At 64.7% G+C, this 19,703-nt stretch carries 28 protein-coding genes; 18 read left to right on the plus strand and 10 right to left on the minus strand.

Translation table 11 applies throughout. The features are described from left to right. The first annotated feature begins 132 nt into the window (after positions 1–132). The 4 genes from minC to IVB32_RS00875 all read left to right on the plus strand — a co-directional run bounded on the left by minC (position 133) and on the right by IVB32_RS00875 (position 2,306). On the plus strand, positions 133–831 hold the full coding sequence (gene minC / locus IVB32_RS00860; RefSeq protein ID WP_247368629.1) for a septum site-determining protein MinC: 699 nt from the start codon (positions 133–135) through the stop codon (positions 829–831). 19 nt (positions 832–850) lie between these two features. Beyond that, on the plus strand, positions 851–1,666 hold the full coding sequence (gene minD, locus IVB32_RS00865; protein ID WP_007591740.1) for a septum site-determining protein MinD: 816 nt from the start codon (positions 851–853) through the stop codon (positions 1,664–1,666). Beyond that, a complete protein-coding gene (gene minE / locus IVB32_RS00870; RefSeq protein ID WP_007591739.1) occupies positions 1,663–1,944 on the plus strand; it encodes a cell division topological specificity factor MinE in 282 nt (93 codons plus the stop codon). Before minD ends, minE begins: the two co-directional genes overlap by 4 nt. 176 nt (positions 1,945–2,120) lie before the next feature. Continuing rightward, on the plus strand, positions 2,121–2,306 hold the full coding sequence (locus IVB32_RS00875) for a hypothetical protein (protein ID WP_018454544.1): 186 nt from the start codon (positions 2,121–2,123) through the stop codon (positions 2,304–2,306). 13 nt (positions 2,307–2,319) lie between these two features. On the opposite strand, the gene IVB32_RS00880 is transcribed toward IVB32_RS00875, so the two are convergent. The 4 genes from IVB32_RS00880 to IVB32_RS00895 all read right to left on the minus strand — a co-directional run bounded on the left by IVB32_RS00880 (position 2,320) and on the right by IVB32_RS00895 (position 4,789). Further along, a complete protein-coding gene (locus IVB32_RS00880; protein ID WP_018454543.1) occupies positions 2,320–2,571 on the minus strand; it encodes a hypothetical protein in 252 nt (83 codons plus the stop codon). A 109-nt stretch (positions 2,572–2,680) separates the two neighbouring features. After that, positions 2,681–3,070 (minus strand): hypothetical protein, encoded by a 390-nt coding sequence (locus IVB32_RS00885; protein WP_247370936.1) that lies wholly within the window; start codon positions 3,068–3,070, stop codon positions 2,681–2,683. Between the two features lie 93 nt (positions 3,071–3,163). Then, on the minus strand, positions 3,164–3,394 hold the full coding sequence (locus tag IVB32_RS00890) for a hypothetical protein (protein WP_007591727.1): 231 nt from the start codon (positions 3,392–3,394) through the stop codon (positions 3,164–3,166). A gap of 372 nt (positions 3,395–3,766) precedes the next feature. Next, entirely contained in the window at positions 3,767–4,789 is a 1,023-nt protein-coding gene (locus tag IVB32_RS00895; RefSeq protein WP_247370939.1) for a hypothetical protein, read from the minus strand. Positions 4,790–5,176: 387 nt separating this feature from the next. Between IVB32_RS00895 and IVB32_RS00900 the strand changes: the two genes are divergently transcribed. Further along, positions 5,177–5,773, plus strand: a complete 597-nt coding sequence (locus IVB32_RS00900; protein WP_198293348.1) for a L,D-transpeptidase — start codon at positions 5,177–5,179, stop codon at positions 5,771–5,773. A gap of 7 nt (positions 5,774–5,780) precedes the next feature. Here IVB32_RS00900 and IVB32_RS00905 read toward each other — a convergent pair whose 3' ends face one another. Beyond that, positions 5,781–6,209 carry a hypothetical protein gene (locus tag IVB32_RS00905; protein WP_018454539.1) on the minus strand — a complete coding sequence of 143 codons (429 nt, stop codon included), beginning with the start codon at positions 6,207–6,209 and terminating at the stop codon, positions 5,781–5,783. A gap of 179 nt (positions 6,210–6,388) precedes the next feature. Beyond that, on the minus strand, positions 6,389–6,853 hold the full coding sequence (locus IVB32_RS00910) for a MarR family winged helix-turn-helix transcriptional regulator (RefSeq protein ID WP_247370942.1): 465 nt from the start codon (positions 6,851–6,853) through the stop codon (positions 6,389–6,391). Between the two features lie 103 nt (positions 6,854–6,956). On the opposite strand from IVB32_RS00910, the gene IVB32_RS00915 reads away from it, so the two are divergent. From IVB32_RS00915 to IVB32_RS00925, 3 genes are all read left to right on the plus strand, one after another. Then, positions 6,957–8,879 carry an FAD-binding monooxygenase gene (locus tag IVB32_RS00915; protein ID WP_247409558.1) on the plus strand — a complete coding sequence of 641 codons (1,923 nt, stop codon included), beginning with the start codon at positions 6,957–6,959 and terminating at the stop codon, positions 8,877–8,879. A gap of 168 nt (positions 8,880–9,047) precedes the next feature. Next, positions 9,048–10,034: an SH3 domain-containing protein gene (locus IVB32_RS00920; RefSeq protein ID WP_247370948.1), complete on the plus strand. Its 987-nt coding sequence runs from the start codon at positions 9,048–9,050 to the stop codon at positions 10,032–10,034. Positions 10,035–10,208: 174 nt separating this feature from the next. Continuing rightward, entirely contained in the window at positions 10,209–10,487 is a 279-nt protein-coding gene (locus IVB32_RS00925) for a hypothetical protein (RefSeq protein WP_247370951.1), read from the plus strand. A gap of 54 nt (positions 10,488–10,541) precedes the next feature. Here IVB32_RS00925 and IVB32_RS00930 read toward each other — a convergent pair whose 3' ends face one another. Continuing rightward, positions 10,542–10,784, minus strand: a complete 243-nt coding sequence (locus tag IVB32_RS00930) for a DUF3551 domain-containing protein (protein WP_247370954.1) — start codon at positions 10,782–10,784, stop codon at positions 10,542–10,544. A gap of 111 nt (positions 10,785–10,895) precedes the next feature. On the opposite strand from IVB32_RS00930, the gene IVB32_RS00935 reads away from it, so the two are divergent. Together IVB32_RS00935 and IVB32_RS00940 are read left to right on the plus strand one after the other, a co-directional pair. Beyond that, entirely contained in the window at positions 10,896–11,102 is a 207-nt protein-coding gene (locus tag IVB32_RS00935) for a hypothetical protein (RefSeq protein ID WP_346283655.1), read from the plus strand. Positions 11,103–11,185: 83 nt separating this feature from the next. Then, on the plus strand, positions 11,186–11,500 hold the full coding sequence (locus IVB32_RS00940) for a hypothetical protein (protein ID WP_085353560.1): 315 nt from the start codon (positions 11,186–11,188) through the stop codon (positions 11,498–11,500). A 254-nt stretch (positions 11,501–11,754) separates the two neighbouring features. On the opposite strand, the gene IVB32_RS00945 is transcribed toward IVB32_RS00940, so the two are convergent. Then, positions 11,755–12,420: a class I SAM-dependent methyltransferase gene (locus IVB32_RS00945; RefSeq protein WP_247370957.1), complete on the minus strand. Its 666-nt coding sequence runs from the start codon at positions 12,418–12,420 to the stop codon at positions 11,755–11,757. 97 nt (positions 12,421–12,517) lie between these two features. Between IVB32_RS00945 and IVB32_RS00950 the strand changes: the two genes are divergently transcribed. From IVB32_RS00950 to pdxY, 3 genes are all read left to right on the plus strand, one after another. Continuing rightward, on the plus strand, positions 12,518–13,162 hold the full coding sequence (locus IVB32_RS00950) for a TetR family transcriptional regulator (protein ID WP_026232754.1): 645 nt from the start codon (positions 12,518–12,520) through the stop codon (positions 13,160–13,162). 92 nt (positions 13,163–13,254) lie between these two features. Continuing rightward, entirely contained in the window at positions 13,255–13,896 is a 642-nt protein-coding gene (locus tag IVB32_RS00955; RefSeq protein ID WP_247370960.1) for an FMN-binding negative transcriptional regulator, read from the plus strand. A gap of 49 nt (positions 13,897–13,945) precedes the next feature. After that, a complete protein-coding gene (pdxY, locus tag IVB32_RS00960; protein WP_247370962.1) occupies positions 13,946–14,758 on the plus strand; it encodes a pyridoxal kinase in 813 nt (270 codons plus the stop codon). A gap of 10 nt (positions 14,759–14,768) precedes the next feature. On the opposite strand, the gene IVB32_RS00965 is transcribed toward pdxY, so the two are convergent. Continuing rightward, positions 14,769–16,079 carry a hypothetical protein gene (locus IVB32_RS00965; RefSeq protein ID WP_247370965.1) on the minus strand — a complete coding sequence of 437 codons (1,311 nt, stop codon included), beginning with the start codon at positions 16,077–16,079 and terminating at the stop codon, positions 14,769–14,771. A 329-nt stretch (positions 16,080–16,408) separates the two neighbouring features. Between IVB32_RS00965 and IVB32_RS00970 the strand changes: the two genes are divergently transcribed. From IVB32_RS00970 to IVB32_RS00985, 4 genes are all read left to right on the plus strand, one after another. Next, positions 16,409–16,612 carry a hypothetical protein gene (locus IVB32_RS00970; protein WP_247297420.1) on the plus strand — a complete coding sequence of 68 codons (204 nt, stop codon included), beginning with the start codon at positions 16,409–16,411 and terminating at the stop codon, positions 16,610–16,612. A gap of 174 nt (positions 16,613–16,786) precedes the next feature. After that, positions 16,787–17,041 carry a hypothetical protein gene (locus IVB32_RS00975; protein ID WP_018454524.1) on the plus strand — a complete coding sequence of 85 codons (255 nt, stop codon included), beginning with the start codon at positions 16,787–16,789 and terminating at the stop codon, positions 17,039–17,041. A gap of 248 nt (positions 17,042–17,289) precedes the next feature. After that, on the plus strand, positions 17,290–17,436 hold the full coding sequence (locus tag IVB32_RS00980) for a hypothetical protein (RefSeq protein ID WP_247370967.1): 147 nt from the start codon (positions 17,290–17,292) through the stop codon (positions 17,434–17,436). A gap of 90 nt (positions 17,437–17,526) precedes the next feature. Continuing rightward, positions 17,527–18,447, plus strand: a complete 921-nt coding sequence (locus IVB32_RS00985; RefSeq protein ID WP_247370969.1) for a DMT family transporter — start codon at positions 17,527–17,529, stop codon at positions 18,445–18,447. 123 nt (positions 18,448–18,570) lie between these two features. Here the strand turns inward: IVB32_RS00985 and IVB32_RS00990 are convergent, their stop codons facing one another. Continuing rightward, positions 18,571–18,921 carry a zinc ribbon domain-containing protein YjdM gene (locus IVB32_RS00990; RefSeq protein WP_018454521.1) on the minus strand — a complete coding sequence of 117 codons (351 nt, stop codon included), beginning with the start codon at positions 18,919–18,921 and terminating at the stop codon, positions 18,571–18,573. Positions 18,922–19,112: 191 nt separating this feature from the next. Between IVB32_RS00990 and IVB32_RS00995 the strand changes: the two genes are divergently transcribed. Then, positions 19,113–19,649 carry a helix-turn-helix domain-containing protein gene (locus IVB32_RS00995; RefSeq protein WP_085353553.1) on the plus strand — a complete coding sequence of 179 codons (537 nt, stop codon included), beginning with the start codon at positions 19,113–19,115 and terminating at the stop codon, positions 19,647–19,649. Positions 19,650–19,703: the final 54 nt, after the last annotated feature.

Genomic DNA, 19,703 nt, shown 5'->3' on the forward strand with positions numbered 1-19,703 from the left:
TGCGGGGCGAGAGCGCCTGCTCAACGCCCTTGGTGCGCTTCCATGCCACGTAACCCACGGAGAAATTAACCGGCCATTAACCATATCGGCGGCATCGTTAACCATTCAATAACAGGGAACGAGTCGGCCGCTATGGAGGCTGCAGTAAAACCTCAACGCCAAATGGTTCGCCTGCGCGGGCGCTCCTATGTGGCCTTCGTCTTCGTGCCGACGGTTCCCATCCAGGACTGGCTGCAGGAGATCGACACCACCATCGCGCGCTCGCCGGGCTTCTTCGCCGGCCGCCCCGTGGTGATCGACCTGTCCTCGGTCGATCTCAGCCAGTCCGGCATCGGCCATCTGCTCACCAGCCTTCAGGACCGCAACATCCGCGTGCTCGGGATCGAGGGCGTGGAGGAGGGCCGGTTGAACCCCATGATGCCGCCGCTGCTTTCGGGCGGGCGCAGCTGCGTGGTCGAGCCGAGTGCGCCCAAGAAGGTCGAGGCAAAGGTCGAGACCAAGCCGACCTCGCTGCTGCTCGAGACCCCCGTGCGGTCGGGCCAGACTGTGATCTTCCCCGAAGGCGACGTCACCATTTTGGGTTCGGTCGGCTCCGGCGCCGAGGTCGTCGCCGGCGGCTCCATTCACATCTACGGCGCGCTGCGCGGCCGCGCCATGGCGGGCGTGAACGGTCACACGAGCGCGCGCATCTATTGTCAGAAGATCGAGGCCGAACTGCTTGCAATCGATGGTTTTTACCAGACCGCCGACGATATCGACGCGGCCCTGCGCGGCAAGCCGGCCCAGGCCTGGCTGCAGGGCAACACCATGCGAATTACTGCGCTGAACTGACCAGAAGGAGATTTGAGAGATGGCCAAGGTACTGGTCGTGACGTCAGGCAAGGGGGGCGTCGGCAAGACCACGACGACCGCCGCACTGGGGGCTGCGCTCGCGCAGCGCGGCGAAAAGGTCGTCGTCGTCGATTTCGACGTCGGCTTGCGCAACCTCGACCTCGTGATGGGCGCCGAACGCCGCGTCGTGTTCGACCTCATCAACGTGGTGCAGGGCGTCGCAAAGCTGCCGCAGGCCCTGATCAAGGACAAGCGGCTGGAGAACCTCTGGCTGCTGCCGGCCTCGCAAACCCGCGACAAGGACGCGCTGACCGAAGAGGGCGTGGGCAAGGTCATCGACGATCTGCGCAGCCGTTTCGACTGGGTGATCTGCGACAGTCCGGCCGGCATCGAGCGCGGCGCCTCCATGGCGATGCGCTTTGCCGACGAAGCCGTGATCGTCACCAATCCCGAAGTCTCCTCGGTGCGCGATTCCGATCGCATCATCGGCATGCTCGATTCCAAGACGGTGCGGGCCGAGAAGGGCGAGCGGGTCGAGAAGCACATTCTCATCACCCGCTATGATCCCTCGCGCGCCGCGCGCGGCGAGATGCTGACCATCGAGGACATCCTCGAAATTCTTGCAACGCCCCTGCTCGGCATCATCCCGGAGAGCCAGGACGTGCTGCGCGCCTCCAACGTCGGCACGCCCGTGACGCTGTCGAACGCGGAAGGCGCCCCGGCGCGGGCCTATATCGATGCGGCGCGGCGGCTGTGCGGCGACACCGTGCCCATGCAGGTGCCGACCGAGCGCAAGGGCTTCATGGACCGCCTGCTGCGACGGAGGGCCGCATGAGCATGGGTCTGCTTCGGCTTCTCCGCGGCAACAAGGCCTCTGCACCCGTCGCGCGCGAACGGTTGCAGATCCTGCTTGCCCATGAACGCGGACTGCGCGGCCAGCCCGATCTGCTCGGTGTGCTGCGTGAGGAAATTCTCGCGGTCGTCTCCAGGCACGTCACGCTGGACCCGACCAAGGTCATTGTCCGGCTCGATCGCGGCGACGAGGTCTCGACCCTCGAGGTCGATATCGAGGTGCCCAACGATTTCGAGCGCAAGCGCGCGGCGGCCGGCTAGGGACCTCGGCCGCGACGCTTCAAATTTGGGGTGGGTGAAAAGGCGGTCCGCTGGGCATAGCGGGCCGCCTTTTGCTTGCTGACGTGAACGCTACGGAACGAGGTCCGGGGCTCAATCGTTGTGAACAACCCGCGGCGGCGCGATGCACCGCGGTTTCGTCAAACGGGAGAACGCCCATGATGACCGAGGTCCAGGTCCACACCGTCGCGCGCCAGATGCTGGAACAGCATGGTTTTGCTGCGATCGCGAAGGCCGCCGAACAGGCCAGGGCTTGTGAGGGCCGCGGCGAGGCCGACGAGGCCAAAGAGTGGCGTCACATCGCGGACGCGATGAAGATCATCCGCGGTCCGCACCAGAGCTGACACTCCCCCGCGTTCAACGCTCCCCGCGGTCAGCGCCCTGCGGCGAGGTGCGATTCTGTGTCTGCGGCTGGGAGCGCTCGCCCGTCTCCTTGCAGGGGAGCGGCTCCCACGAGCCATCCGGCGCCTGCTGATAAGCGCTACACGACGAAGACGAGGTCGATTTGTCCTCGCCCTTCTGGGCATTGGAATTCTTCGCCAGCACGGGCGCAGTCAGCATCGGTGCGACGGCAAACGCGACCGCGAGAAGGACATGGTTGATCCGCATGGGGCTCCCCTGTTCGAGTTCGAAAAGAGCCGCATGCTGGCGAGAAATGTGACGATTATTGGCCGAAGCAAAAATTCCGGCGCGGCGTGCTTAACGCCGCGCGATCACGCTAGCCGCCCTTGCTGCGGATCAGGCCGGCGAGGTTGGTCTTCTGGGCCTCGCACCAGCCGTGCATGCCGAGGCGGCGTTGGTTGAGGTCGGTCGCCTGGGTGGCCACCGCGACCTCGGCCATCAGATCGTCGTCCTGCTTCTCGCCCATCTTGCCACCCGTGTGCATCCAGGCGATCGCCTTGCGGACCTTCTCGGTGGTGCCTTCGGGCAACTGCATCTGCTCCGCCTTCTGCACCAGATCCTGGTAGGCGATATCGGTGCCCGGACATTCGACCTTGGCGGCGAAGGCCTGCAAGACCAACGTGACATAGGTCGAACGTGGATGGTCGGCCGCTTGGGCGGGCGCGGCCAGCAGCAACAGGGCCGTCATCAGAAAACCAGTGCGCATCCTTGGTACCTCCCCGAATTTTCGGGAAGGCTAGCGGCTGCCGCGCCGCTCCGCAATGGGGATCAGCGTGCGCCCGCGAAGCCGGCCGGCGGGTTAGCGCCGCCAGGCCGGCACCGGATCGAGCGGCGTGCGATAGACCTCTTTGTGATCGCGGTCGGTGACGCGCACAGCGCAACCCTTGCTTTGCAGCTCGGGCTTCACCTGCGACAGCTCGGTGGCCAGTTGAACGGCGCGATCGGAGGCGACCTCGATGTCTTCGAGGATGATACCGCCCTGGTTCTTGAACTCTTCACCAACCACGAGATCGAAGGAATAGTAGGGCATCCGAATTCCCCGGTGTGACGAATTGAGCTTCGGGTGGACGTTTCAACACATGACCGATGGTACCACTGAGTCGATGTTTATCGAATGAACGGCGCGCGCAATCTCTGTGCTTATGGCGCAGAAATGATGTGCAGCATTCAAGCGTGTTAAGATTTTATTAAATATGTCGGCGTGATCATGAGGCATGGAATTGCAGCAGAACCGGGCTCCGGGAACCGGCAGCTGCAAGAGAAGGCCGCCGGCATAGATCCCGACGGCCTTTTCTCTTGATGGAAAACGATCGAAGCTCGCTTCCCGTAGTCATCCGGATTCTACGCATCACATCGACTCTGACAGCATCGCTGGTGCGACGCGTCGTCGCGTGACGATGGTTCAGCGCAGCGGCATTGGCGGGCGTACGACAGGTCCGTCGTCGTCGGCAACGGCTTGCGTCGTCATGGCAGCGGGCGGTGGGGCTGCGGCAGCCTGCGAGGCCGGCGGCGGCGGAGCGAGCGGCGCCGGCGAATAAGCCGGCATGTAGGTGTGCGACACGACCGGCTTCGGTTTGCGAACCGGCGGCGCCGCGGGCCGCGGCGGTAGCGCGGACATTTGCGGGCGCGGATCGACGCGCGGCTTCGTATCGGCCACCGGCTTCGGCGCGGGCGGCTTCGCCATCTCGCGTGCCATCTGCTCCTGCCCGGCCTTCAACTCGGCGATGTTGGCCTTGAGCTGCTCGATCTGTTGCGCCATCGCGGTGAGATCGCGCGTCATCGACTGCACCGATTGTACAGGATCGGGTTGTGTTGCCGGGGGCACTGCTGCTGCAACCTGGGTTGCAGGCGGAGCCGCAGATTGATCGGCCGCTTGATCCGTTGTGGCTTGATCCGTTGCGGCCTGGTCCGCAGGCGGCGCAGCCTGTGCGGCGGCGAGCGGTGCGGTCTGCGAGGTCGAAGGCAGCAGCGACGCCAATGCCGGGGTCCATTCGGCGAGCATCTGTCTTGCGGTGTCGCCATGTTTCTCCCAGGCGACAGTGGCGGCCGCGCTTCCGCCCGCAAACAGCATCGTGACGAACGCGCCGCGCAGCCATTTGCCAGCGGAGGAGCGCTTCTGCCGGCTGAGACCATCACCGGCCGCAACGCGCACGGCGGTGTCGACCGAGGGCGCTGCCGTCTGCGGCTCCGCGACGGGACTGAACTTCGGCTCCGGATTCATTCTGGACTTCAGCGTGAACGCCGGATCTATTTTGGGTTCGGGACGGGCCGTGATCTCAGGCGCAAGCGCGGGCGCGACGCCGAGGGGGCGCGAGGCCAGCACAATGTCAGGCGAAATCTGCACCGCGTCGTGCGGGTCGTTGTTCGTGACCGTGTCCTTCACGATCTCATCGACGATTTGCCGAGAGTTCAGCGTCGCGAGCATCGCAGCTCCTTTGAAGCCTGGGTGTTTTGAAGCCCCAGGTGTTGAGTATTGAGGTATCGGTCGTTCGCATTGGCGCGAGCAGATCCGTTGAGGTGGGCCCATCCAAATCCCCAAATCCGATGAGGCCCAAGCACCATGACCCACGAGTCCAGCCGGGTTTGACCAAAGCAAGGCGAGGGGATGGAGACTGTGCGACGCTCTTGCGCCGTTTGTGGTGATGGAACCCGCCTCAGAAAACACGCGTAATTGTTCCACAATGCCTTGTTTTCAGCACGATTTTGGCAGCATCTGGTGTTGCTGGGGGCGCTGCTATCGCTATCGGGGCCGGCGGTGCCAAGATCCTTATTCGTTCTACTCGTCCTTGCCATGCTTCCGTTGGGCGGCTGCATGCAGACGACGCTTTCGCCATCGACGGACGCGAGCATGACGACCCGCGACCGGCAGTTGCTGGCGCATACGCCTTACGCGCAAGCAAACGTGCCCGAGCAATATCTCCGTCATATCGTCGATTATCCGCGCAAGGAGCAGCCGGGCACGATCCTGGTCGATACCGATGCGCGCTATCTCTATTTCGTGCTGCCCGAAGGCAAGGCGATCCGCTACGGCGTCGCGGTCGGCGAGGAAGCCATGGCGTTCTCCGGAGTCGCGCGGGTCGGTCGTCTAGCGGAATGGCCGGATTGGGTTCCGACGGCGGACATCCAGGCGCGGCTCGGGCCCTATCCGGCGCGGGTGCCCGGAGGCCCCGCCAATCCGCTGGGCGCGCGGGGCATCTATCTCTATGCCGGCAACAAGGACACGCTCTACCGCATCCACGGCACCAACCAGCCGGAATATATCGGGCAGGCGATCTCGTCCGGATGCATCCGGATGCGCAACGAGGACGTGATCGATCTCTATGACCGGGTGAAGCTCAACTCAATGGTCGTGGTGCTGCCGCCCGGACAGAACGCGCAAGTCGAGGCGCGGCCCAGCTGGCGCGGGTGAGGTCGCCCTAGTTCTCGGGACGGGCGACGCGCCATTGCAGCGTCGTGGCATTGCCATTGGCCTCGCCCGGCGCCTTGTCGGCCGGCGAGGTGTAGAGCGGACGATAGCGATAGGCCCACATCTTGCTGCCGTCGTTACGGTTGATCACGGTGAAGTCGCCGACCGCTTTGGCATCGGCCGTTGCGGGCAGCGGCACCCAGCTCTCGACGCATTTCCCGTTGCAGTTCGACGTCTTGCCGGTGGTATCGCGCTCGTAATAGTAGAGCGTCATGCCGTTGAGGTCCACGAGTGTGGGGCCCTGCTTGGTCAGGATGACTTTCGCCGGTGAGGTCGCGGGCTTCGGCGGCGGAGGGGCATCGCCGCCGCCATGGCCATTCGCGAGCGCCGGAGCGGTCGAGAGCGCGATCGCCGCCGCCGCAATGAGGAACCTGAACATCCGAAACTCCAGACCGGCAAAGTTAATCGCGCGTTAAACGCCGAATGCCGTCGACCGTAACAGCCGAAGGTTAGTTCCTGGTTTCGCGATACTGCGACAATGAGGGGTAGAATTACGGGGCTTTCTGTCTTGGCACGTTTTCTTGACGCGAAGCGGTATCCACCTCGCTCGAAAACGCTCTATGCCTGCACTCCGCGCAGCGGGGCGCGGCTGAGTTCGTTGCCGGCGGCGATGGCCTTGTGCAGGAGGCGCATCAGATCCTCACCTTCCTTCGCGCTGAGGCCACGCAGCATGATGCGTTGCGCGGATTCGACGGCCGGCGTGATCTTGCGCAGGGTGCGGCGGCCTTCGTCGGTGATCTCGAGCTCGCGGGCACGGCGGTCGCGGCGCGAGGCGCGGCGCTCCGCGAGCCCCTTCTGCACGAGCCGGTCGATCACGCCGGTGATGGTGGTGCGGTCGTAGGCGATCAATCCCGCGAGCGTCACCTGGTCGAGCCCCGGATTGGCCTTGATGGTCGCGAGCGCGGCGTATTGCACCGGCGTGAGGTCGAAGCCGGCATCCCCGACCTCGGCCAAAAACACCGCGACCGCGATCTGCTGGAATCGGCGCGCCAGATGTCCGGGCATGTCGTTGTTGTCTTTCACCGAATTTCTCCGTTGGGGCGGGACGGCCGGGATCGTTGACAAGTATACTGATAGTCAGCATACTGATCAATATCCAAACGGAACATCGGCGGGAGAGGTGCTCATGCAATTCCATCTCAATGGATTTCAGCCGGGCGACCCCGAAATCGCCGATCCCGCCGCGCGCATTCAGCCTCCTGGCGCAACGGGGGGCGTGCCCGAAGAGGTCGATGTCCTAATCGTCGGCTGTGGCCCTGCGGGCCTGACGCTTGCGGCCCAGCTTGCGCAGTTTGCCGACATCAAGACCTGCATCGTCGAGCAGAAGCCGGGCCGCTTGCTGGTCGGGCAGGCCGACGGCATCGCATGCCGCACCATGGAGATGTTCCACGCCTTCGGATTCAGCGAGCGCGTCCTGAAGGAAGCCTGTTGGGTGAACGAGACGACATTCTGGAAGCCGGACGAGCGGGTGCCGGAACATATCGTCCGCAGCGGCCGGGTGCAGGACGTCGAGGACGGTTTGTCGGAATTCCCGCACGTTATTCTCAACCAGGCGCGCATCCATGACGGCTTTCTCGACGTCATGCGCAAGGCGCCGGGCAGGCTCGAGCCCCATTACAGTCGGCGCCTGCTCGACCTGCAGGTCGATCCGGCCGCGGGTCCCGCCGACCATGCCGTGACGGCGCGGCTCGAACGGGTCGATGCCGGGAACGAGGGCAAGGTCGAGACGATCAAGGCGCGCTATGTCGTCGGCTGCGACGGCGCCCGCAGCACGGTGCGCAAATCGATCGGTCGCGAGTTGCTCGGCGATTCCGCCAATCATGCCTGGGGCGTGATGGACGTGCTGGCGGTGACCGATTTTCCCGACATCCGCTTCAAGGCCCTGATTCAGTCGGCGAAGGACGGTAGCCTGCTGATCATTCCGCGCGAGGGCGGCTACATGGTCCGCCTCTATGTCGAGCTCGCCAAGCTCGACATCGGCGAGCGCGTCGCCAATCGCAATATCACCGCCGACGACGTGATCGCGAAAGCGCAGCGGATCCTGAAGCCGCATACGCTCGATGTGAAGGAGATCGCGTGGTGGTCGGTCTACGAGATCGGCCAGCGCCTGACCGACAAGTTCGACGACGTGCCGGAGACCGAGACGGCTACGCGTCTGCCGCGGATATTCATCGCCGGCGATGCCTGCCACACCCACAGCCCGAAGGCGGGGCAGGGCATGAACGTCTCGATGCAGGACGCTTTCAATCTCGGCTGGAAGCTCGCTGCCGTTTTGCGGAAGCAGTCTGCGCCGAGCCTGCTGCATTCCTATTCGGCCGAGCGCCAGGCGGTTGCCAAAGAGCTGATCGATTTCGACCGGGAATGGGCGGGGATTCTTGCGTCCGCCGCCAAGGCCGGCGGCGCCGACGCCGCCAGGACGCAGGACTATTTCGTGAGGCACGGTCGCTACACCGCGGGCACGGCGACGCATTACCGCCCGTCGGTTCTGACGGGAGCGACGTCCCACCAGCATCTCGCGCAAGGCCTCGTCATCGGCACGCGATTTCATTCCGCACCGGTGATCCGGCTTGCGGATGCCAAGCCGGTGCATCTCGGTCACGCTGCGCAGGCGGATGGCCGCTTCCGCATCTACGCTTTCTCCGGCGCTGAGGATCCCGCAGCAACCGGATCGGCCGTTCGCGCCTTGTGCAATTTTCTCTCCGATGCGCGGGAGTCGCCGGTCCGGCGTTACACCCCCGCGGTCGCCGACATCGATAGCGTGATCGACCTGCGGGCGGTCTTCCAGCAGGATCATCGCGAGCTCGCTCTCGAGGCGATGCCTGCGCTGCTGCTGCCGCGCAAGGGCCGCTACGGCCTGATCGACTACGAGAAGATGTTCTGTCCGGACCTCAAGAATGGTCAGGACGTTTTCACCATGCGCGGCATTGACCGCAAGGCGGGCTGCATGGTCGTGGTGCGGCCGGATCAGTATGTCGCGACCGTGCTGCCGCTCGATGATTTTGCTGCGCTTGCTGCGTGCTTCGACGGCTTCATGCTGCAAGTGAACTGACGGGCCGGCGGCGCACACGTAGGCTCTCTCTGCGCGCGGTGTCGATGAACGGCGAATGAATATTGAACCGCGCGCGGCATCCGTCTCGATCTTTTGGCGGATGAGACCTTCGTACGCGGAACGCCCGTTCCGCTTGCGCGTTCCGACTCGAAAGAGGAGGACTACGCCATGAAATTCCGAAGCGTGTTGTTAGCCGCATTGCTGCTCGCCCCGACGGCCGCGCTGGCCGCACCGGGCATGGTCACCGTCTCGACCGGCCTGCGCGCCGGGCCGGGTTCGGGCTTTCCCCTGGTCGATCGCATCCCCGAGGGCGCCCGCGTCGACATCCATGGTTGCCTGCGCGGCAACGCCTGGTGCGACGTGAGCTTCTCGGATGACCGTGGCTGGGTGTCGTCGCAATATCTCGAATATCTCTATCGCAATCACTACGTCTATCTCCCTGACTATGTCGACGAGGTCGACGTGCCGATCGTCCCCTTCGTGCTGACCTCGTACTGGTCGAGCTATTATCAGGGGCGGCCCTGGTATCGGCGGCATGCTCACTGGAATAGCTACTGGACTTCGCATCAGCGCGACGCGACGCGGATGACGATCGATCCACGCGCGGCTCGCATCGGCCGCGCGGCAACGCGCGATGCGGCGGTCGCACTCGGGCGCAACGGCGCGAATGCCAAGGAAAGTGTCAAGGGCGCGGCCGCGGTCTCCGGCCGTGATGCCGCAACTTCACGGCACGACGCCGCCATCGCCAGGCACGAGACTCCGGTGACGACGGACCGGAGCCGTGCGGGACGAGCTGACCGCATCGCGCATGAGCGGACCAATCTGCAGAGCCGCAATCCGCGGGACGATCAGGCCCGCATCATGCACGAGCAGGCCGCACACCGCGCGGCTCTGCGTGCGCAGCCGATGGCGCGCCCACATGAGGCGCCGCGCGTATCAGCCGCTCCCGCAAGCCGGCCCGCGATGCCGCATGTGGCTCAGCCGAACGTCGGCCACGGTTCGCCGATGAACGCTCATGCCCAAATGCCGGCGCCGCGCGCGGCTGCGCCTGCGATGCCTCATGGCAGTGGCGGCGGCGCTCCTCACATCAACGCCGCGCCGCACGGCGGCGGTGCCCCGGCCGGCGGTCCCGGTGGCGGGCACCAAAAGCACTAAAGTTGCCAACGAAAGCCCGGCCCTCACGCCGGGCTTTCTGTTTGGGCCGGAACGGGTTCCCTGCCCATACAATTTAAGAAGCTTCTTCGCGGGCAGATTTCATCGATCGTAATATGTCTACTCAAAGCTGTAAGCATTCCACTCGGGGCAGCGGGGCACGGGAGGATGACGACGATGAGCCAGAACCAGGCGGAGACGCGCCGCCACAATGTCGCCAAGCGGTCGATGACCAAGGAAGCCAAGCAGCTGTCCGGCCTGATTGCCGGATTGCGCCAATCTCTCGAGGTGATTCAAAAGGAGCGATCGAGCACCAAACTCTCCGGCGCCGAGATGGGCCTTCTCGACGAACGCCGCAACAATTTGTTGCTGACCATCGCAGCTCTCGACGACCGCCTCTCGGCGGTGCAGGGGCTGATCGATCTTGGCCGTCCCCATATCATTCGCGTCCACTGATCGGAGCGCTGACCTGATGCTATCGGCTTCGTCGCGGCGGCGACGGAACCGGGCTCAGCTGTCTGCTCCGCGTGGCATAGGATTGGCGTAGCACTGGGCGGACTGCCCGGAGGCGGTCGCGGCGCACTGCGCGATCGTCGCAAAACTGCAGTCGATGCTGCGGCCGTCGATCGTGTAGATCTCGATGCAGACGGGATGGCGCGGATCGTAGGTCTGCGCCGCTGTAGGCGCTGCGCCGGGCAGGCCCGCACCAAACAAGCCCGCGAGAGGCAGGATCGCATTGATGATGCGGCGCACGATCGATCTCCTTCGCTCAGCCGGAACAAAGCACAATGCTGCCGCGGATGGCACCAAATTGCCACGCTCCCGGCGAATTGCCGCCAAAGCTCGCTGCCACGACGAGACCGGGTGCACGGCAACGCAAGGGGATGCGCATTGGCCTACAAGATGATCGCAGAACGCGACAACGAGAAGTGCAGTTTTGCCCGCGAGAGCCGTTTGCTCATCGTGGCGAAGGCGAAGGTTTGGGCAAGCGAGGGGTGGAAGGTCGTCATCACCGACCAGGACGGCAAGGCCTACGCGCCGCCCGACTTCGATCAGCTATTGGCGGCCTGACCGCAAGACTGGGCAGGACGACATTGATCTCGTACTTTCGACCGTGGCGCGATCTGATCGCGCCCCTGATGACTCTTCCAACGATGACTCTTGCAGCCGCGGCCGTCCTGACGGCGACATTTGCCGCCGCGCAAAATCTCGATGCCGGCAAGTCGCCGCAAAAGCTCTTCGCCGATGGTTGCACGACGTGCCATCGCAGCCCCCGCGGCCTTGCCAAAGGGCGCTTCAACCTGACGCTGTCCTGGTTCCTGAAGGACCATTACGCAACCAGTTCGGATACAGCCAAGGCACTTGCCGCCTATCTGGAATCGGTCGATGCGGCGCCGCCGCGAGTTGCGGCCAAGCCTGGCGCGAAGCGATCCAGGCCGCATCCTCCCAAGCCGTCGCAAAGCCAATAGCGTGAGCCGGCTGCGAGACGGCGTCGCGAAGCTGAAGGCCTTGCCGGCATCAATGCACCGTGGCCGCCGAGAACAGGTTGATGACCACCACTCAGGACACGATCAGCGCGATGCCGACGAAGGCGGCAGCGACATTGCCGGGTCCAACTATCACGCGTCAGTGACGAACCTGCGACACGGCGGAGCGCAGCACGAAACCGCCGCGCGATGGTTCGCGCGGCGGCTCATTGGTGTCGCGCCGGTTCGACGTGGCGTTAGTTGATCCGCACGGAGAGTTCGACGTCCTCGGCAAAGGCCGTGGACATGTAGCCGCTTCCGGGGCTGCGCATGCGCGCCAGATAGTCGGGGCTGTCGTCGGCGTTGTCGGCGACGATGATCGCGCCCGGCCGGAGATGGCCTTCGACCAGATCCAGGATATCGGGGTAGAGCGCCTTGGCGCCGTCGAGCAGCACGAGATCGATCGTGTCGGGCAGGTCGACTTGAAGCATCTTCAGCGCGTCGCCTTCGCGGATTTCGACGAGGTCCAGCAGCCCGCCGGCCGCGAGGTTCTCGCGCGCCCGGGCCACCTTGGACGGTTCGAATTCGCTGGTGATGAGGCGGCCGCCACCATTGTCGCGTAAGCCCGCGGCAAGGTGCAGGGTCGAGATGCCGAACGAGGTGCCGAACTCGACGATCGCTTTGGCGCGGGAGCTGCGTGCGAGCATGTAAAGCAGTTGACCGGTCTCGCGGGAGACCGCGAGCGGTGCGTCCTTCAGCCGCCCGTAGAGGTCGCTGTAAGCGGTCTTGCTCCGCATCATCCGTGCGCGGTCGGCGTCGGTCACATCGGCGAAGGCGGCTCGCATCGCGCCGCGCGCCGCTTCGTCCTGGTCGAACAGACGATCGAGCAGTGGCGCAAGTGATGTGATGGTCGGGGTGGTCATGTGTAGTCTCCAGATGTCGCCGTGCGGCGAGTGCTTGCGTGAGAATTGAAATACGACTAATTCGTCGCATTCGCTATTCGCATTGCCCGAGGGTGCCATGGCAGATCGCCGAAGCCATTCAGTTTCCTCACGAAAACAGCCACAGCAGGCCCGCTCGAACGAGCTGGTGGCGGCCATTCTGGACGCGGCTGTTCAGGTCTTGGCCAAGGAGGGGGCGCAGCGTTTCACGACGGCGCGAGTGGCCGAGCGGGCCGGGGTGAGCGTCGGGTCGCTCTATCAATATTTTCCGAACAAGGCGTCGATCCTGTTCCGCCTCCAGAGCGACGAGTGGCGGCGCACGAGCGAGCTCCTGCGCGGCATCCTGGCGGACCGGGCGAAACCGCCACTGGTACGGCTGCGCGCGCTCGTCCACGCCTTCATTCGTTCCGAGTGCGAGGAGGCTGCGATCCGCACGGCGCTCAGCGACGCCGCGCCGCTCTATCGCGATGCGCCCGAAGCACACGACGCGCGGGCCGCCGGTAAGGGCATCGTCGCGGCCTTCATGCGGGAGGCCCTGCCCAGGGCGCCGGATGCGACGCGGGCGCTTGCCGGCGAGTTGATCAAGACGACGCTGAGCGAGGTTGGCAAGCAGTTCTCGGAGACACCGCGCAACGAGGCGGAGATCGCGCGTCACGCCGACGCAATGGCCGACATGTTCTGCGCCTATATCGATGAGCTGGCACGACTCCGCGATCATTCCTGACATCCGCGTTTGCGGGCCAATACCCCTTCTGACTTGACTGGATCATGAGTTAGCCTCGGTTTGTCCTTCAGCCAGTCAACGAGCGCCCCGCCATGCATGTCCTCCGCCCCCAATTCCGCATCGAGGAGCAGCAAGCGCTGGAATTCGCAAGCCAGCGCGGCTTCGGCACGATCGTCGCGGCGGATGAGCGCGGTCCACGTGCCTCGCATGTGCCCTTCGTGCTGGAGCAGCGCGACGGGCACACTATCGTTCAGATCCATCTCACCGCCAGGAATCCGCTCGTTCCGCTCGCGGACAGCACACGGCGCTTCCTGCTGATCGTTGCCGGCGACGACGCCTACATCTCCAATGACTGGTATTCTTCGCGCGACAACGTCTCGACCTGGCTTTACGAGGCCGTGCACCTGTCGGGCGTGGCGCATCTGCGCGGGCTCGACGAGAACCGCGGGCACGGCGATGCACTACTCGCGGTCTCGGAAGCGCGCTTGCCAAAAGCACCTTGGGATCTCGCACAGATGGAGCCCGGCAAGCGCGAGAGCATGCTGGCTGCGATCCGTGTCGTCGATCTCGTGGTGGATACCGTCGAAGGGCAGGCCAAGCTCAACCAGCACAAAAGCGATGTGGATCATGTCGCGGTCGTGGACCGGCTGGCGCGGTCGGAGGAGAGCGGGCATCGGCGGCTGGCGCGGAAGATGCAAGCGCTGCGGCCGAGACTTGGATATGATTTTTCGTGATCCGGGCGACCCTTCTCTCGCTAGACAATTACTCCTACGGACCTCCCTCATGCTCGTCATCTCCATTCAAAGCCAGGTGGTCCACGGCCATGTCGGCAACAGCGCCGCCGCCTATGCGATGCAGGCGGAAGGGGTGAATGTCGCGGCGGTGCCGACAACGCTGCTGTCGAACCATCCGCGCTATCCGACCTTGCGCGGGCGGGTGCTGGAGACAGAGCTCGTTTCAGATCTGCTGAGAGGCGTCGAAGAGCGCGATCTCGTCGACGAGGCTGCGGTCCTCGTTACCGGTTATCTCGGTTCGCCGGGCAATGCCGCTGTCATCGCCGATTTCGTCGAGCGGGCGCTGACCCGCAATTCGCAGCTGGTCTATCTCTGCGACCCTGTGATCGGCGATGACGGCCGGGCCTATGTCGCTGACGGCATCCTGGACGTGGTCCGGCACCGGCTGCTGCCGGCCGCCAATCTGACCACGCCGAACCAGTTCGAACTCGGGCTGCTCGCAGGCCTCGACATCGCGGATGCGCAGGGCCTGCGCGCGGCGTGCGCGGCGCTGGCCGGGACTGGGCGCATCGACGTGGTCGCCACCGGTTGCACGCTCACTGATACGGCGGAAGGGCAGGTGGAAACGATTCTGTGCGCCGGCGGTCAGTTGTCGCGCTTTGCGACGCCGCGCCTTTCGATCCGCCCCTCAGGCACCGGCGATCTTCTCACCGGCCTGATCGCGGCGCATCTGGCCAAGGGCACAGCGACCGAGGCGGCGGTGCGGCTCGCAGTCGAAACCATCTATGCGGTGCTGGTGCGCACGCAGGAAGCAGGCACCGCGGAGATGCGGCTTGTGCCGTTGCCGACGCCGCGACGATAAGCCGTCAAACTCAGGTCGCGCGCTTCGTGGCTGATTGCGCTGATTTCTGCGGCTTCGCGGGGACCTTCTGCTCGCGCGTCGCCTGTGCCTTTGCCTTCGGCGGCTTTGCGCTTGCCACGGCCCGCGCTTTTCTCGGCTTGGCGTTGGCTTCCTTGCGGTCCGACGTGCCTCGGCGCGAGACGTATTCCGTACCATCGACCGGGCCGACATGCGGGGGATCGCGGCCGAGATAGGGGCGGCCGATGCCGAGCGCCTTGCCATTGGCGTCGACCCACTTCCACAGCACCTCGGTCGAGACCCAGCGCTGCGCGCGGTTGTCGCCCTTGGTGCTGACGATGTCGGCCGCCATGCCGTGCCCGTAGCCGCCGCGCGTGCTGCCGCCGTGATAGGAACGGTCGGAGGCGGCCTTCAGGCCACTCGCGATCGACTGGCGATAGTCGTCGCGGAACGCGCTGGTGATGCCCGGCGAAAGCCCGGCAGCCTCAGCCGCGAGCAGTGTGCGAAACAGCTTTTTCTTGAAACTCTTGTCCATGCCGCCGATGACGTAGTCCATCATCGACATGCCGGCGCGGTCGGCCGCCTTCGGATCCTTCCAGCCAAAGTCCTCGTCAACCAGCTTCGTGAAGCTGCGCATCACTGTGACCATCTTGCCCTTGCGCTTGACGGTGACGGCCCGGCGATCTGTGACCTTGATCGAGTCTTCCTTGGCCGTGCGCTGGTAGAGCGCCCAGAGATAGCGGTCGATGCAGGCTTCCATCACGTAGCATTCGTCGAGGACCGCGGTCGTGTCCGCAGACGGCGAGGCCTTGCTCGCCACGGGCGCGGGGCCGGTCGCGATTGTCGCGGGCGACAGCGCCTCCGTCGTCACGATCTCAGTGGGATCGGCGGATGCGAGCTTTACCAAGGGCTCCGGCGCCGGAGCCGGAGCAACCTCGCTGGCGACTGGTGTCGGGTCAGGCGACATCTGCGGCGCGAGCGGCGCTTCGGTCGGCAAGATCAGCACTGGGTCGGCCGAGGCGAGCTTGATGGCCGGAGCTGGCGCCTCGGGCGCTGCCGCTTCAGCATTGACCAATTCTGGTGTCGCAGCGATAGCGGCCGCGATATCGGAGGTCAGGGCGACGCCGTCCTCGATGGCCGCAGCGTGTGGGATGTCGGCGAGGTCAAGTCGGCTGAGATCCTTCGCGCGCGAGACGGCGGAAGCATCGGCGCCGCTGTTCTCGATGAGGGCCGGGGCATAGGCGGACAGAGAGAGCGCCAGCCAGCCGGCGAGAACCGCCGAGGGGCAGGAGACCGCCACCAGAAGAGACCGCCGATCATTCATGATCCCTGCCTCCAAACGGTTCTGTTGAACCTCGTCTTCTCCGAATAGTCTGACCAGACAGTCTTGGCCAAACAGTCTTGCACGAAAAGGCACGCCGCGCGTCGATTGTTCTGGGGAGGGTGTGGCGGCGCAATGGCGCAATTCGGCGAAAGCGGGCTTTTCGAGCAGGTGTTGCGCGGCGGCAACGCGGGTTCCATTGCGGTTCCACGGACGCTTGCTCGCCAGCGTTGTGCAAAAATTCGATAAGGCGAATATTTTGGCGCGGGCCGCGTGGCGGTGTTTCGCAGGCACGTTGGGCAACCTTGTAACGGCTAGCGCGTTAGGCGCGCATGACGCATTCCTCGCTTCGTCCGATGGACGCCTTCGATCCCACCGAGCCCGCCATCCTGCACGACCAACTCTCCGATACGATCATCACCTGGACTGCTGAGCAGGCCGACGATTTCAGGCGTGCCAGCCGGCCGGGCCAAGACGGAACCGTGATCTGGAAAGCCTACGTTTTCGACGGCTGGGGCCACGTGCTCGGCGGCTGACCGCCGCTCATTAGAGTGTCATTTCGCGCCGGGGCGGTGATTTTGCCAAGACATTGCGCGCATTAAACATATTGCCATGCACCCGGCGCGTTGTTGCGTTGCAGCAGCGCATGTCGCAATGCAGCAAAATGCGCTTAAATGTGCTCCGAATCTTCCACTGAAGGAGCATCACCCATGAACAAGAAGACTCTGTCGATCGCCGCCGCCATCCTGACGATCGCGGGCAGCACCGCGGCTTTCGCCGCCGAACTGCCGACTTATGAGGCGAACGGCTTTCCGGTCTCCCCGATGCAGGTGCGCGTGCTCGGTGCCGCGCATGTCGAGCAGCAGGCCTCGGCGCCCACCAACGTTGCTTCGGTCCACCAGGCCCGCGTTCTGTCGCCGCGCAAGGTGAAGACCGCTGATGTCACGACGGGTAGCGCCCGCTGATCTGGGGGCGCCACAAGCCAACGTCAAGCCAATGTGATGCAGGCTCGCTTTCTCCGAGTCTGCCCGGACCGCGTTCCCTTTCGGGGAGCGCGGTCTTTTTTTGGCGCAGTGAGTCACGATCACGCGCCGGTTGTGTACGGCCGTTCAAAGCGAGTGTGATCTCTTTAATAGTTGCTTTCCAGATCGCGGCGCTTGATGCGGGCGCCGCATATTGAGCAGCCAAGAATCATTTTCATAATGGAGTAGTCATGCCCGTTGCACAGAAAGCCGTTGTTGCAAGCGTCTCGCCGCGCACGTTCATTCTCAAGCATCTCGCCTTGTTCGCAGCCGCCGCGCTGTTCGTGTTCGTGCTCAGCCTGACGTATGGGCTCGATCTCAGCCCCGGTTTTTTCTGAGCGATGGCGCGCTGGCGTCTCTCGCTTGCGTGCCAGCCTTGCAGGCACATGGGTTGAGCGACGGCCTCTGTCGGCGTACCGCTTTGTCCCATGGATCAGCGGACGAGCGGCGCTGACGCTCGCATTCGGAAGAACGATCAAGCGCCGGCGCTTGTCGGCGTGCTCTGCGGCCTCGCCGCGGCGCTGTTCTGGGCGCTCGGCTTTGCCGGCACGCGGCATGGCCTCAAGCTCGGCTTCACGCCGGTCGATCTGCTCGTGCATCGCTATGTCTGGTCCGGCATCGCGTTCCTGCCGCTGGTGATACGCGGCGGAATCTCCGATCTCTGCGGCATCGGCTGGGGCAGGGGCCTTGCGCTGATGGTGCTCGGCGGCCCCGTGATGTCGCTGATCTCCTACACTGGATTTCTGTTCGTGCCGCTCGGTCATGGCAGCGTAATCCAGCCCTCCTGCGCGACGCTCGGCGGCCTGCTGCTCGCGGCCTTGTTCCTGAAAGAGCAGGTCTCCGCGTCGCGCATCGCCGGCGCCTTTGTCATCGTCGGCGGACTTGGCGTAATCGGCGCGGAATCGATCGGCCATATCGGGGCCGACGGCGTGCTGGGCGATCTGACCTTCGTGCTGACCGGATTGATGTTCGCAGGTTTCGGCGCGCTGGTGCGCCACTGGCGTGTCTCAGCCCTATCGGCTGCGCTCGTCATCAATGTGCTGTCGCTGTTGCTGCTGCCGATCTACCTCATGACCGGCGGACTCGCGCGGATCGCGTCGATCGGCTTCAGTGAGAACGCTATCCAGGCGCTGGCACAGGGCGTGCTCGCCGGCCCGGCTGCGCTTTATCTGTTCGCCGTCTCGGTCCAACGCCTCGGCGTCGCCCGCGCCGCCGTTGTCCCCGCCTGCGTGCCCGCGCTGACGGTGCTCACCGGCTGGCTCCTGCTCGGCGAGCCGCCGACACTATTGCAGACGGCGGGATTGGTGACCGTGCTGTGCGGATTCTATCTGGCGCAGAGACAGCGATAGATCGCAGCCTCCAGACGGCGCTTACCATTCGATGGTGGTAAACTTGACGCCGCGGCAGGTCAGCTCCCGCCCCAGCCGTTCGGCGCGCTCGCTGGCGGATTTGCCGCGAGTCCGGGGCCTCGGCTACGCCTTCCTCACGAACTCCGATTTCAGGTTCATCGCGCCGATGCCGTCGATCTTGCAGGCGATGTTGTGGCCGTCGGTGGCGTCCTGCAGGCGGATGTTGCGGACCTTGGTGCCACCCTTGACCACGGAGGAGGAGCCCTTGACCTTGAGATCCTTCATCACGATGACGCTGTCGCCGTCGGCGAGCGCATTGCCGTTGGCATCGCGCACGCCGGCCTCTTGCGCGGCGTCCGCGACGGCCTCTGCCGTGCCGCTCCATTCATGGCCGCATTCCGGGCAGACCCAGAGGCCGCGATCCTGATAGGCGTGCTCGGAGTTGCAGGTCGGGCATTTCATCGCGTCGGTCATTATTCGCCTCGTCGCCCGTCACGGGCGCGCCGCACGCTGTCCGTCGGATAAAGATGGATTGGGAGCAAATCCTTTACCATGGCTTTCAGTCCTGGTCGAACCCTTGGAAATTTAGGAGTTCAGGAAAAACTCTGCGGTATCGAGGTCCGGAATTTGCGGCTGCGACGTCGCCGCGCAAGGAGCGTCCCGTCATGAGCGAGCACCGCGCCGCCGTCAGACATCACATTTTGCGGACCGGCATTGTCGAATTCGACAACGGCACCGGCAAGGTCATCAGCGCGCCCTGCACGATCCGCGATGTCTCCGGCACCGGCGCGCGCCTCGGCCTCAACGCCTCGCTCTGGGTCGCCGAGCAGTTCACGCTGGTCTTCAGCAGCGGACTGCGCAAGGACTGCCGGGTCGCCTGGCGCAAGGGGAGGCTGATCGGCAGCGCGTTCGCGGACGGCTATGCCAGCGCGGACGAGCAGGCCGTGATGATGACCGCGGACGAGCAGTCCCGGCACCGGCTCGGGATCGGTGCGCGCGTGAGAAGCGCGCGCGAGAGGCGCGGCTACACGCAAACGCAGCTCGCAGAGCTGATCGGCGCCACGCCGGTCTTCGTGTCGCTGGCCGAGCAGGGTGAGGCGGACATTCCGCTCTACCAGCTCATGCACATCGCCGATCTCCTGATGGTCGGCCTCGACGGGCTCGTCGCGGGGGCGGCGCCTGAGGATGTCGACGCAGCGTAGGTGGCGAGCCGTCAAAACAAAAACGTCGAAAACAACCCCATGCACAGTAGAAAT

Origin of the sequence: Bradyrhizobium sp. 23, from assembly GCF_023073295.1 — a bacterium.
GTDB lineage: Bacteria > Pseudomonadota > Alphaproteobacteria > Rhizobiales > Xanthobacteraceae > Bradyrhizobium > Bradyrhizobium canariense_D.

Excerpts from the sequence above, each read along its gene's own strand:
- IVB32_RS00890 (WP_007591727.1), bottom strand. The coding sequence starts at position 3,394 with ATGCCCTACTATTCCTTCGATCTCGTGGTTGGTGAAGAGTTCAAGAAC.
- IVB32_RS00885 (WP_247370936.1), bottom strand. The coding sequence starts at position 3,070 with ATGCGCACTGGTTTTCTGATGACGGCCCTGTTGCTGCTGGCCGCGCCC.
- IVB32_RS00875 (WP_018454544.1), top strand. The coding sequence starts at position 2,121 with ATGATGACCGAGGTCCAGGTCCACACCGTCGCGCGCCAGATGCTGGAA.
- IVB32_RS00990 (WP_018454521.1), bottom strand. The coding sequence starts at position 18,921 with ATGACCGACGCGATGAAATGCCCGACCTGCAACTCCGAGCACGCCTAT.
- IVB32_RS00975 (WP_018454524.1), top strand. The coding sequence starts at position 16,787 with ATGAACAAGAAGACTCTGTCGATCGCCGCCGCCATCCTGACGATCGCG.
- IVB32_RS00985 (WP_247370969.1), top strand. The coding sequence starts at position 17,527 with ATGGATCAGCGGACGAGCGGCGCTGACGCTCGCATTCGGAAGAACGAT.
- IVB32_RS00945 (WP_247370957.1), bottom strand. The coding sequence starts at position 12,420 with ATGACCACCCCGACCATCACATCACTTGCGCCACTGCTCGATCGTCTG.
- minD (WP_007591740.1), top strand. The coding sequence starts at position 851 with ATGGCCAAGGTACTGGTCGTGACGTCAGGCAAGGGGGGCGTCGGCAAG.
- pdxY (WP_247370962.1), top strand. The coding sequence starts at position 13,946 with ATGCTCGTCATCTCCATTCAAAGCCAGGTGGTCCACGGCCATGTCGGC.
- IVB32_RS00955 (WP_247370960.1), top strand. The coding sequence starts at position 13,255 with ATGCATGTCCTCCGCCCCCAATTCCGCATCGAGGAGCAGCAAGCGCTG.
- minC (WP_247368629.1), top strand. The coding sequence starts at position 133 with ATGGAGGCTGCAGTAAAACCTCAACGCCAAATGGTTCGCCTGCGCGGG.
- minE (WP_007591739.1), top strand. The coding sequence starts at position 1,663 with ATGAGCATGGGTCTGCTTCGGCTTCTCCGCGGCAACAAGGCCTCTGCA.
- IVB32_RS00940 (WP_085353560.1), top strand. The coding sequence starts at position 11,186 with ATGACTCTTGCAGCCGCGGCCGTCCTGACGGCGACATTTGCCGCCGCG.
- IVB32_RS00925 (WP_247370951.1), top strand. The coding sequence starts at position 10,209 with ATGAGCCAGAACCAGGCGGAGACGCGCCGCCACAATGTCGCCAAGCGG.
- IVB32_RS00880 (WP_018454543.1), bottom strand. The coding sequence starts at position 2,571 with ATGCGGATCAACCATGTCCTTCTCGCGGTCGCGTTTGCCGTCGCACCG.
- IVB32_RS00950 (WP_026232754.1), top strand. The coding sequence starts at position 12,518 with ATGGCAGATCGCCGAAGCCATTCAGTTTCCTCACGAAAACAGCCACAG.
- IVB32_RS00980 (WP_247370967.1), top strand. The coding sequence starts at position 17,290 with ATGCCCGTTGCACAGAAAGCCGTTGTTGCAAGCGTCTCGCCGCGCACG.
- IVB32_RS00900 (WP_198293348.1), top strand. The coding sequence starts at position 5,177 with ATGCAGACGACGCTTTCGCCATCGACGGACGCGAGCATGACGACCCGC.
- IVB32_RS00995 (WP_085353553.1), top strand. The coding sequence starts at position 19,113 with ATGAGCGAGCACCGCGCCGCCGTCAGACATCACATTTTGCGGACCGGC.
- IVB32_RS00970 (WP_247297420.1), top strand. The coding sequence starts at position 16,409 with ATGACGCATTCCTCGCTTCGTCCGATGGACGCCTTCGATCCCACCGAG.
- IVB32_RS00915 (WP_247409558.1), top strand. The coding sequence starts at position 6,957 with ATGCAATTCCATCTCAATGGATTTCAGCCGGGCGACCCCGAAATCGCC.
- IVB32_RS00920 (WP_247370948.1), top strand. The coding sequence starts at position 9,048 with ATGAAATTCCGAAGCGTGTTGTTAGCCGCATTGCTGCTCGCCCCGACG.
- IVB32_RS00895 (WP_247370939.1), bottom strand. The coding sequence starts at position 4,789 with ATGCTCGCGACGCTGAACTCTCGGCAAATCGTCGATGAGATCGTGAAG.
- IVB32_RS00905 (WP_018454539.1), bottom strand. The coding sequence starts at position 6,209 with ATGTTCAGGTTCCTCATTGCGGCGGCGGCGATCGCGCTCTCGACCGCT.
- IVB32_RS00965 (WP_247370965.1), bottom strand. The coding sequence starts at position 16,079 with ATGAATGATCGGCGGTCTCTTCTGGTGGCGGTCTCCTGCCCCTCGGCG.